This window comes from Leisingera sp. ANG59 (assembly GCF_013317235.1).
Taxonomy (GTDB): domain Bacteria; phylum Pseudomonadota; class Alphaproteobacteria; order Rhodobacterales; family Rhodobacteraceae; genus Leisingera.
Genome location: NZ_WLCM01000024.1, coordinates 55,688 through 66,182, shown reverse-complemented (window position 1 = coordinate 66,182; position 10,495 = coordinate 55,688). Strand labels below are relative to the sequence as shown.

Here is a 10,495-nt window from a genome sequence, read left to right as displayed (position 1 = left end):
CATGATCAGGTTGATCAGGCGGAAGTCGTCGGGACGGGCGGCCCCAATGGCGCGGTAGTTCTGCGCGATGTAGAAGAAATCGATCTCGGCCCGGAAGCCCAGATTGCGGAAGGTCACCACCGCCGAGGCGATGACATAGCCGATCGCGATGGCGACGAGCGTGACCAGCACAACACCGACGGCGAGGCGGCCCTTCCCCACCCCTCCCATCAGTGCGTCTCCCCGCGCTCGCTCTCGCCGTCGACAAGATCGGCGCGGTGGAGCTCGAACTCGCGGTCGGCGATCTCCTCGACCACGGCGCGGGTCGCCTCGCTGTTGGCCGTGGTCGCGTCGGATTGCAGGTAGGTCTTGGCGGCATAGAGCCGGTCGAGACGGTCTTCGATCTGGGTCTTCAGCACGTCGACATCCCCGTCCCGCAGCCGGTCGATCTGCGCCGCGTCCAGCTCGCGCTCGACCGCCTCGCGGTAGCTCAGACGTTGGCCGTCGTCCTGGAAGGGCGACTGCAGATTGCCGGCCCGTTCATGGTCGACGACCCGCCGGATGTCCGGATCGGCAATCGGCGCGCCCTCGACAGCTTCTCCCTCGCGCGCGTCCGAAAGCCGCCCGTCGCGCAGGTCGAGCGCCACCTCCCGCAACTCGTGTTCGCGGCGGACCTGGTTGACGGCCTCGGTGTCGCGCAGCTCGGTGACGGCGGCATAGGTCGCGCCAAGCCCGCGGGCGAGATGCGACGGCATGTCGGGATAGCGATCTCGAAACTCTTCCGTGACGGCCTCCGCAACGGATGTCCGCGCGTCGCGCCCGTCCATGATCCGGTCGACTTCGCGGGCAATCTCGCGCGCGCGGGCCTCGTCGGTGATCCGCTCCCGGTAGGGCTCGGACCGGTCGATCACGTCGCCCGGGCGCGCGAGCAGTTCGGGATGCGCATCGAGGTAGCTCCGCTGCTCCTCCTCGATACGCCGCTCCGCCCGGGAGGAGATCTCCCACTCCCGGGCCTCGATCTGATCTCCGGTCAGGCCTTCCGCGCGCATGTCCTGGCGGATCGCGCGTTCCATGTCCTCAGTGGCATCCCGGTGATAGTGGACACTCTCCATCACGGTGCGATCTTCCACGACACCGTCCTCACGCAAGACCCCCGCCCGCTCCAGTGCGACGCCGAGCTGGACATGGGCCCGGTTGAGGGTCTCGCGCGCCGCCTCCAGATCGGCGCGACGCTCGAGGTTGAGACCGTCGCTCTCGGCCACCCGCGCCAGATCGTCGGCGATCCACTGGCGTTCCAGCGCGGCATTCTGTGCGCCGGTCTCCATCCGCGCGACCACCACGGAAGAGCTGATCCCGGTCCCGCGCAGTGCGGTGTCGACCTGCGCCCGGACCTCGGGGTCCCGCAAGCGGTCGAGCCGGGCCGCATCGATATTGGTCTCGGAATAGACCCCGCCCTCCGAGGGCTTCTCGGTCAATGTCATGGAGCGCAACCCCAAGGGCTGCATGTGCGCGAGCCGCGACTGGATCTCGTTGAGGCTGCGCTCGAGCCGCGGCCGTTCGGCCTCCGGCTTCGCCTCGATCATGCCCTGGACGCGCGCGACCTGATCGGCATAACGGGTTCTCAGATCCTCGAACGATTGCTCCTCTGCCATGTAGACGCCTCCTTCCAAAGTCAGTTTGCCGCCCTTGGCCAGAAGCTCTCCCGAGCGGAACAGGGCATCGGCGATGTCCTCGCGGTTGTCCGCGGAGGCCTCGGCGGCGAGCGCGTGATAGATGATGCGAGTGTTGGCGATCTCTTCGAGGGCGCGATCCAAGTCTGCCCCGACCCGTGGCCGCGGTTCCGCGGCCCGCCCCTCGTCCTTCGCCGCATAGACCTCACGCGTCCGCGGCGGATAATGCACGACACCGCGATCGAGACGCCGCGTGGCCTCGAGGCGCACGCCGAACCTCTCGGCCTCTTCCACCATGGCGAGGCGGAAGTCGTCGTAGTTGAAGCGGTGATCGCGACCCAGGAAGAAGAACTCACCCTCCTGCGACCGGCGATTCAAAACTATATGTGCGTGGGGGTGATCGCGATCCTCATGCACCGCGATTATGTAGTCGAAATGCCCCTCGTCCGACTGGAAGAACCGCTCCGCGACATTGGCGGTGATGTCGCGCACATCTTCTCCCTTCGTGCCGATCGGGTAGGACATGAGCATATGCGTCGTCTGTCCGAGCTTGGGCTTGAACCCCGCACTCCAGCGCTTGGCGAAGCGCTCGGTCAGGTCCTTGATCTCCTTCGCCTCGAGCCTGGCCTTCCCGTCCAGGAATCCGCTCGAGTCGACGATATGGGAGGACTTGGTGGTGAGGTAGTCGAGCTGGTTCATCAGCTGCGATTTCGTATGTGTGCCCCCGCCCCGGATCGCCTTGAAAACCGCCGCCCGGTGGCCCGCAGCCGCCCGCACGAGCTGCCTCTGCCGGGACGCCTGTAGCCCTTGCATCGAGCCCCGGATGCGGCTCCATCCATCCCGAAAGATCTCTCCGGTGACGTCATGGACGGCATCATTCAGCCGCATGGGCGAACTCCCTTAGAGCGGCAGCGGCGGAGAGCTGCATCGCACCCCGGCGGCGGCGCAGCAGCAGGTCGATCTCGTCAGCGGAATCAAGGATGAACCGCGCCAGCCCACGCATCTGCGCGAGGCGCAATTCGGACAACTCTGCGTTCGGTGCGGAGCCTTCCCCCTGCCCCGCCCGGCTGGCTTTCATCATCTGCTTTGCGATCTGCACGACACCATTGCCGACCTCGTGCAGAGAGGCCCTGTAGCGCGCCATCTCACCCGCCAACTGGGCGTCCGGAACGAAGGTTCCCCCCGCCGCCCGAATCAGCCGTCTGAGCCCTTCCGTGCGGGTCTCGATCCCTGCCGCGGCCAGGACCTCATCCAGTGCGGCGAGCTCTTCCGGCGTCAGCTTCACCGTCACCGCGGCCGTGGCCACGGCCGCGTCCCGCTGGCGTTCTTCGTCCGCCTTCAACGTGTACTGGATGGCCCGCGGCGTGACCCCGAACCGCTCCGCGAGCACGGAAGTCCCCACACCTTCTTCGGCCTCACGGATAATCTCCGCTCGCTCCATCTGTGTCAGTCTCTTGGTCCGGCTCATACGAAGAAAGCCCCCCTATTTCCTGCCACCTTCATTCAAGGTCGCACTCATCATACGAAACTATATGTAACGGTCAATGCAATATTATTGTAGTTTGCCCGCAGACGACCTTGAATTCCGCTTCAAGCCGAGCACCGCAGGTGCGAGGTCCGGCCCGAAGGGCCTAGCAACACCGACCATCTCCAACCGCACCTCGGCCACCCGTTGTCATGCCCGCGCCCGAAGCTCCGGCCGAACACGCATGTGTTCGAACGGAAGCGAGGGGCGGCGCATCTCTTCACCGACGGGGCTGACGGACAGGGTCAAGGGAGGCCAGATTTGGCCCGCCAAATCTCTGCCGGAAAAACCGGCGGGCTTCAGCCCGACTGTTATTCCGGATGGCCCCCTTGAGGCTGGCCGGCAGCCCTGTTCCAGGCGATCTCTGAAATCCCCCGTCAGGACCGTGCACGGTCCTGACGCCTTATCGGGGACACCGGCCGAAGGCAGGGGTCCCCGGTCTTGGCGCAGCCTTCCCTGAGACAGGGAAAGGGCCGCCTCTAGGGCGGCCCATCCTCCTGGGAGGATTACTCCTGCGGCTCCTTGGAGCTCGGCGGGAACATCACCAACTCCTGGACGGCGACGGGGAAGTCGAGTTTGAGGCTGAAGAACTCCGAGCCGTCCCCGTTGCGGGTGTTGCGGAACATCGCGCCGACGCGCTGGAAGCGGGTGCGCTCCTGACCTTCGTTGTCGGTAAACTTGACGGGAACGGTGGCGACGTAGTGGTTGGTCATTTGGGTCTCTCCTTTTTGCGATGGGGATCACCCGGCACGGGGGACAAGGGTGGTCCGCAAATGCAAATGCGGAGGGTCCGCGCGCCCCGCGCGTGGAAACCGTATTTGTGTTTGCCGGAGCGTGAGCGGAGGGCACGGACCGCCCGACCCCGTGCGATCCACATCTATGAGCAAAGAGGGGAGACCCGGATGTGCCCCCCGCTCCTCAGCCGCCATCGGTCCTGTCGAGTTATGTCAGACATGACCAGGTCCGCGCCGCTTTCATCCGACGTGGCGGCGCGATGTTCCGCGCCCGCCCGATCGGCACGACCGCGATCGTCTGCCTCAAACTCGACTTCCCCGTCGCCGGTCTGGCGATCCGGGGCGGTGATACAGCCGCGGGTCTGGCAGCAGGGTTGTCCGCCCGGACGGGTCGCCGTCATCGGGCGGCGCGGTCGTTGCGCTGCGCCCGCCCCAGCGATCTGCACCCGAACGGGCGGATCGCGGGATTACTGGCGCGCATGAGGGCAACCCCGCCGGCTGGCTCCGGAGGAGACGGCCGGCGGAGTATGCCGCTCAGCGTGTCCAGGGAGCCCCGTGTTCCGGGTGGAGGCCGGCACGGCCGGAACCTGCGAGCGCGGTGACGGCGGTGCAACCGCCGGCAGGGGCCCGTCATGACCGGTGACCGATCACCACCGACCATCATGTTATTTGCGTCTGACTGAGGGACCACGGACAGTTAAATAGCGCAGCAGTCCCGCCCGGCCCAGGCCGGGCGGGACTGCTCTCGTGGATGGTGTCGCAGTCGTCGGTGACGCGAAAGGTTTCGAGAGAGGGATCACCGGGCGACGGGGCCGCCCGGTGAAAGGCTATCTTCAGGCGAAGAGAGACTCGCTGAGATGCCCGCAATGCGCACAGACCTCCCGCCAGTGAAAGTTGACGCTCCCGCCATCGATGGTCTCCCAGTCGGTCCGCAACGCGTCTTTGCCGCAGGCGACGCAGGGGACGACATGGCCGCCATTATCGTGATGGTCCTTCCCTGTGGCCGTTCCGGGCTGCGTGGTGCCTGCGCGGTCGCAGTGTCGGCAAAGGTCGTCCTCGGTCTTGTTCTCGTTGGTCATGATCTCATCTCCAGATGTTCGCGAACCATCACATGAGTGTGGTGGCATGGCCGAATACCTGGTTGCCGAATCTGTCCGGGTCAGGGACGGCGTAGCCGCCGGCTGGCCGGGCGCAAAAGTTTTCCGGGCGCATCGCCCACCACAGGCGCGTCATCTAACACTGGACCGCCCTCTCCTCCCCCGCCGCCCTGGCTGAAAAGTTTTGCGATCCTTGAGGCGGGCGGGTTCGGGGGCCATCCGGAGGATATGCTTCCACACTCATGTGTGTGTGGTTGACGACAGGTTTGCCCGACACGAGCAGGCAAGGGGCGCGACCGGACGCGGGAGACGGATGGAGCGGCGGGATCGTTTTGCCCCGCAAAACAGACCAGAGCGTAATCCGGTGGAGCGGCCGGGGAGCGACGTGCTCGCGAGACGGGCAAACCGGGATGCCGGGCGCAACGCCGTGGTGAGGCCGCATGGCCGAATGCGCGATCGGCCTCAGACCGATATCTCCACCGCGACTTGGCTTACTGTGCGGAGGAGACCGCCAGTTTACGGGCAGGCAGATGAAAACTACGAAAGGGCCGCCCAAAGGCGACCCTCTCTCATTCACGCGTCTGCTGTCTTTTTCGCCGGATCCGCGACCCGCATGACGGTGAGCCCCTTCGCCTCGGCTTTCTGCCCGAGGTTCAGCGCAACCCCGTTGCCGCCGAAGAGCACGACCCCGGTCGCGGCGAACTTATCGTCCAGCATCTCGTCGTTGCACTTGAAGGGTGCCGCCCGCCCATGTGCGGACCAACGCGGATCGAAGCGCGCCTGCGCAACTCCTCGCGCCCGAGCCCACCGGGCGGCGATCATCTCGGCCCCGTGCTTGCCACCCTTGTGGCAGAGGAAGATCTCCTGGTTGCGGTTCTGCCGGATGCGCTCGCGAACCTTGTCGAGTGTCGAGAAGATGACGTCGATATCGGTCCAGTCGGTCGCCCCCGAGACGATCAGGGGAACCCCCTCGACCTTCGACTTCGCGGCTGTCTCGCGATCGTGCTGTTCCAGCAACTGCCGGGCCTCAAACACGGCCCCGGTCTCCTGAGCACGAGCGCTGGCGCGCGATCCCGCGGCCGGGATGAAGGCGTGGCCCGTCTCGACCTCGTAGCATTCCGCCGCCGCCTCGCTCATCACCTCGATGGCCCCGACGATCTCGCGGACCTGCAGGAAGCGGGCCTGCGCCTCTTCCAGCGCGGTCTCGGCGATCTCCGATCCATCGTGGGATTTTGCCAGGGCGCCGATCTTGTCGGCGGTGCGGTCGAGCTCCTTGCCGAGAGCGATCTTGCGGCGCTGCAGGATCGTGGCGAGCCCGTGCGCGAGCGGTTCGATCTCGGTCTCGAGACCGGTGCCGCGCAGCTGGCCGAGCAGGGCCTCGAAAGTCTCGCGGACGATGCTGTCGGTCAGGACGTGATCCTCGGGGATGGGCAGCTCCGCGTCTTTCTCCGTCAGGCCGAAAAGTTCGATGGTATCGTAGGCGTTCGCGTTGTCGTAAGTCATGTTGGTGTCTCCAGATGTTCGGGGAACCACCACGGGAGTGTGGTGGCATGGCCGTACGTCTGGTTCACCGAATCTGTCCGGGTCAGGGACGGCGAAGCCGCCGGCGTGCCGGGCGCAAAAGTTTTCCGGGCGCATCGCCCACCACAGGCGGGTCATCGAACACTGGACTGCCCTCTCCACACCCGCCGCACTCGCCGAAAAGTTTTGTGATCCTTGACGCGGGCTGATTTGGGGGCCATCCGGAGGATATGCTTCCGCACTCATGTGTGTGTGTTGTTGACGGTAGGTTTGCCCGACGCGAGCAGGCAAAGGGCGCCACCGGACGCGGGAGACGGATGGAGCGGCGGGATCGTTTTGCCCCGCAAAACAGATCGGAGCGTAATCCGGCGGAGCGGCCGGGGAGCGACGTGCTCGCGAGACGGGCAAACCGGGACGCCGGGTGCTACGCCGCGGTGAGGCCGCATGGCCGAATGCGCGACGGGCCGCAGGGCCGTTCTCGCCTGCGACACGCGAAGCCGAGCAGGGGAGGCCGTAAGGCAGTGGGCGCTTCGGGCCAATTGATGCGATAAGGGTCTGAGAGTGATACGCCCGGAAGAATGTGGACCCACCTGCAGAGCAGGCGGAGATTGAAATATCTGATCCCGGTCGCCGTTGTCCTGCTGACATCTCCAGCCGTCGCGCAGATGCAGATCCGGGACGCGGACACCATCGTGGTCTCCGGAACACCTGTGCGCCTGAACGGGGTCGATGCACCCGGACCCGGAACGCGGGCGGGCCGGGACGCCAGGCGCTGGATGGTAAACTACCTCAATGGCCGCTCGATAGAATGCGAGCTCAACGGCGAGCGGACCCATGACCGATGGGTGGGCATTTGCTACGCCGATGGTGAGGATATCGGTGCCGCGCTGATCGCGGCCGGTCACGCGCTCGACTGTCGGAGATATTCCGGGGGTCGGTATGCCCATCTGGAGACCCCGGCGGCGCGGTCGCGGATCAGGCGGGCGAGCTACTGCTAGCCATTCGACTGGAAGGGGGAGCTGCGCGGCGTTAGTTTGTGCCAACCTAGTCCGACAGCATTCCCGCCGCCCGCATGCTGAAGGCGTTCTTCTCCCGCCCGAAGCCGACGATGATGTGATCGTGGATGACAATCTCCATTACCTTGCAGGCCTCCACGATCTTGCCGGTCAGCTCGATATCGGTCTGGCTCGGTTGGGGATCGCCGGACGGGTGGTTGTGGCAGAGGATGAGGGCGGAGGCGTCGAGAACGAGGGCCGAGCGGAGAACCTCGCTGACATAGACCGGGACATGATCGATGCTGCCACGCGTCATGACCCTGTCGCGGATCAGCCTGTTCTTCCGGTCCAGCAGCAGCACCCGAAACACCTCGACCCGTTCGTGGACGGCGTTCAGAGCCAGGTAGTCAGTCAGCATGGTCCAGGACTGCAAGGCTGCGGTCGAGCGCGCGTGCCTGCGCAGGATGGTGCGGGCGGCGTCGATGGTCGCGATCTCGGCCTCGGATAAGCCGGGATGCGCCCCGTTCGGCGATCGTATTGGGATCGTGCGGTGTCATGTCGTTTCCAATCGATTGGGGGTGTCGCGGCGGGCGCCGCTCAGATCATGCCGGCGATGACGAGGCCGGATTTCATGGTGGGGCGGCCGCAGGCCTCACAGAAACCTGCACGTTGGTCCGGCTCTAGATCGGCTGTGTGGTCGCAATCGGGTGCCATGCAGATCGCGGGCACGATGCTGCCCTGCGCATGGTCTTCCAGGAAGTCCGCGACATCGGCGTAGCCTTCGGATGCTGCGAGCGTGACCAGCTTGGGATGGGAGAGATTGAACATGGTTGTCGTCCTTCTGTCGGGGTGAAACGAAAAGAGGGGAGCCGCGTCACTGCGGCTCCCCTCACGGGACCTGCCTCTTGGGGACAGGAGGCGCGGGCCGGTCGGAGACAGGACCGGCATCGCCCCGTTAGGCCGTTTTGGGAGGAGGATCAGGCCTGCACGGGCGAAAGCGCCCCGGTTGCCCGGGGCGCCAGTTCTGTAGCAGTCGCGACCTGTCAGCCGACCAGGGCGAGCCCGGCGTTGTCCGACCGGTCCTGGCCTGCACTCTCGACGAAGGGAATGATCGAGAAGGTCTGGCCGCCGCGCTGCTCCTCGTTCTGCACGGCATTCACCCGCAGATCGCCGTCCGGCGTGTTGATGAGGAGCGACACGTAGTCGTTGCCGGTCCGGTTGCTCTTCGCCATCCAGGCCGAACCCACACGGATCGGGTAGCCCTTGGGCGAGCTGACCTCGATCCGGTAGTCGGGATGGGTCTCCTCGGTCTTGAACTCGTTCTCGATGAGCATGAAGTCGAGGTCAAACATCATGTTGGCGATGTAACCGGCAAAGGCGTTGTCTGCATCCATCGCCGTCAACTCGCCCGAGATCGAACCGGACTTCATCGCACCGTTCGAGACCAGCGGGATGATCTCGAATTCACCGGTCATCGCTTCGCGTGCTTCCTTGGTCTGCACGGCGTTGACCCGGAAGGGCCCGAGGCCGACATCGATCTGCATCGAGATGTAATGGTTACCGGTGGTGTTGCCGGTCTCGTTCCAGGCCGTGCCGATGCGCACCTTGCGGCCCGACTTGTTCACCGCCGTCACATCATAGTCCGGGCTTCGCTCGGACATCTTCGTCCGAGTCTCGAGCTGGATGGCGATGTCAAACCGGGTCGAATGGATCATGCCGGAATAGGCGGTGGCTGCGGTTTCGGCATTCTTGGTCAGGGTTCCTGCGAACATGGGTCTTCTCCTTGGGTTTGCCGCTGCCCGACACTTGGCCAGAGCACGCGGGATTGCTTTTCGACCCCTCATGGGATCGCAAAACCACAAAGCCCTCTTTCCTTTCTCTACTGCCCGTCAGCCCGGCCCGGCGGTAGACGAGGTGTCCGACGTCGCCCCGCGCACCACCTTCCCCTGCGCTGTCGCGTCATCATGGCCCGGCTCCGATATGAAGAAGTCTGCCTCGGCTCCGTTCAGCCGTTGGCCGCTCCGGTCGGTCAACCCGATCGTGCTGCCGTTCCGCACAAAGGTGATGAGGTATTGGCCGAGGCCATCCCGATACACCCGGTAGCCCTCGTTCGCCCAGTGGACGGATTTGCCGGCATCCACGGCGGCCTTGATCTCCGCGACGTTCATCTGGTTCTCCATTTCAGTGTTGGCATTGGAAAAAGAGAGGCCCGATCCGTGGATCGGGCCTCTGTGCAACCGCGATTGACCTACCAGTCGAAGACGTCGAGATAGGGGACGGGCGGGACGTCCCGATCGAACAGGACGTAGTCGCAGCCTGCATCCATCGCCAACGACATGACCGTCTTGAAGGCGTCACAGTCGACGCCTTCCGGCAGATCGGCGAGGGTTTCAGGGATGGAGAACAGCCAGCCATACTCATTCTGCATGCTCGGCGGTTTGGCAAAGAGCCCGTTCTCGATAGCCTGGACGGTTTGTTCAGGCAGATGCGCGGTGCTGCAATCGTAGAATCTGCGGACGTTGCGCATCATGATCCCCTCGCCTCCATCCAGTCCTTGAGGCCGAGGATCGTCTTGCCCTCAGCCACCTCGGCCAGCCATTTCGTGCGCGGATCGCCGACGGGATCATGCGCCTGCGGGTCGATATGCCCATTGGCCATCCAGGGTTCCGGCTGAATCCGCCCGAGCCAGTCTGCGAGGCTTGGGATACGGCCCTGGCAGTCTTCGCGGACATGCTGCTCGCCGATCCAGCGGATGGGAATTTCACGCCCTGCCGCGTTGGGGAGGGCAAGCCCGAAGACCCGTTCGGCCTCGAAGATGCCTTGCGAGTGATGGCGCAGCGCACGGTGGGTGAAGATGGCGAGATGCTCCTTGGAGGCATCGAACCAGTCATGAACCGCCTGATAGTCGGATGGCTTTCCGCCATACTTCCGGGCCGAGCTTTCGGCATGATGGAGGGGTGAACCGCCCCGGGTT

11 protein-coding genes and 2 pseudogenes are annotated in these 10,495 nt (G+C 65.0%); 1 reads left to right on the top strand and 12 read right to left on the bottom strand.

Features of this window, described 5'->3' with window-relative positions; translation table 11 throughout:
- From GKC28_RS18205 to GKC28_RS18180, 6 genes and pseudogenes are all read right to left on the bottom strand, one after another.
- Nucleotides 1-210 (bottom strand): annotated as a pseudogene (locus GKC28_RS18205) (type VI secretion protein); the annotation flags it as partial.
- Nucleotides 210-2,537: a relaxase/mobilization nuclease domain-containing protein gene (locus GKC28_RS18200; RefSeq protein ID WP_174148430.1), complete on the bottom strand. Its 2,328-nt coding sequence runs from the start codon at nucleotides 2,535-2,537 to the stop codon at nucleotides 210-212. The gene GKC28_RS18200 and the pseudogene GKC28_RS18205, both read right to left, overlap by 1 nt.
- Nucleotides 2,524-3,117 (bottom strand): transposase, encoded by a 594-nt coding sequence (locus GKC28_RS18195; RefSeq protein ID WP_174148429.1) that lies wholly within the window; start codon nucleotides 3,115-3,117, stop codon nucleotides 2,524-2,526. The genes GKC28_RS18200 and GKC28_RS18195 overlap by 14 nt, the downstream gene beginning before the upstream one ends.
- Before the next feature lie 563 nt (nucleotides 3,118-3,680).
- Entirely contained in the window at nucleotides 3,681-3,887 is a 207-nt protein-coding gene (locus GKC28_RS18190; protein WP_028093953.1) for a hypothetical protein, read from the bottom strand.
- 854 nt (nucleotides 3,888-4,741) lie between these two features.
- The gene (locus tag GKC28_RS18185) at nucleotides 4,742-4,987 is read right to left on the bottom strand and encodes a hypothetical protein (protein ID WP_174148428.1); all 246 of its coding nucleotides are present in this window, start codon (nucleotides 4,985-4,987) and stop codon (nucleotides 4,742-4,744) included.
- A gap of 591 nt (nucleotides 4,988-5,578) precedes the next feature.
- Nucleotides 5,579-6,508 (bottom strand): DUF2493 domain-containing protein, encoded by a 930-nt coding sequence (locus GKC28_RS18180; RefSeq protein ID WP_174148427.1) that lies wholly within the window; start codon nucleotides 6,506-6,508, stop codon nucleotides 5,579-5,581.
- A gap of 626 nt (nucleotides 6,509-7,134) precedes the next feature.
- On the opposite strand from GKC28_RS18180, the gene GKC28_RS18175 reads away from it, so the two are divergent.
- The gene (locus GKC28_RS18175) at nucleotides 7,135-7,524 is read left to right on the top strand and encodes a thermonuclease family protein (protein WP_174148426.1); all 390 of its coding nucleotides are present in this window, start codon (nucleotides 7,135-7,137) and stop codon (nucleotides 7,522-7,524) included.
- Between the two features lie 46 nt (nucleotides 7,525-7,570).
- On the opposite strand, the gene GKC28_RS18170 is transcribed toward GKC28_RS18175, so the two are convergent.
- From GKC28_RS18170 to GKC28_RS26895, 6 genes and pseudogenes are all read right to left on the bottom strand, one after another.
- Nucleotides 7,571-8,059, bottom strand: coding sequence for a RadC family protein (locus tag GKC28_RS18170; protein WP_368041145.1), 489 nt, complete (start codon nucleotides 8,057-8,059; stop codon nucleotides 7,571-7,573).
- Between the two features lie 59 nt (nucleotides 8,060-8,118).
- Nucleotides 8,119-8,349 carry a hypothetical protein gene (locus tag GKC28_RS18165; protein WP_088664718.1) on the bottom strand — a complete coding sequence of 77 codons (231 nt, stop codon included), beginning with the start codon at nucleotides 8,347-8,349 and terminating at the stop codon, nucleotides 8,119-8,121.
- Between the two features lie 215 nt (nucleotides 8,350-8,564).
- Nucleotides 8,565-9,293 carry a DUF736 family protein gene (locus GKC28_RS18160; RefSeq protein ID WP_174148425.1) on the bottom strand — a complete coding sequence of 243 codons (729 nt, stop codon included), beginning with the start codon at nucleotides 9,291-9,293 and terminating at the stop codon, nucleotides 8,565-8,567.
- A gap of 117 nt (nucleotides 9,294-9,410) precedes the next feature.
- Entirely contained in the window at nucleotides 9,411-9,689 is a 279-nt protein-coding gene (locus GKC28_RS18155) for a hypothetical protein (RefSeq protein WP_174148424.1), read from the bottom strand.
- Between the two features lie 80 nt (nucleotides 9,690-9,769).
- Nucleotides 9,770-10,051: a hypothetical protein gene (locus GKC28_RS18150; protein ID WP_174148423.1), complete on the bottom strand. Its 282-nt coding sequence runs from the start codon at nucleotides 10,049-10,051 to the stop codon at nucleotides 9,770-9,772.
- A pseudogene (locus tag GKC28_RS26895) lies at nucleotides 10,048-10,479 on the bottom strand (hypothetical protein); the annotation flags it as partial. The pseudogene GKC28_RS26895 and the gene GKC28_RS18150, both read right to left, overlap by 4 nt.
- Between the last annotated feature and the right edge of the window lie 16 nt (nucleotides 10,480-10,495).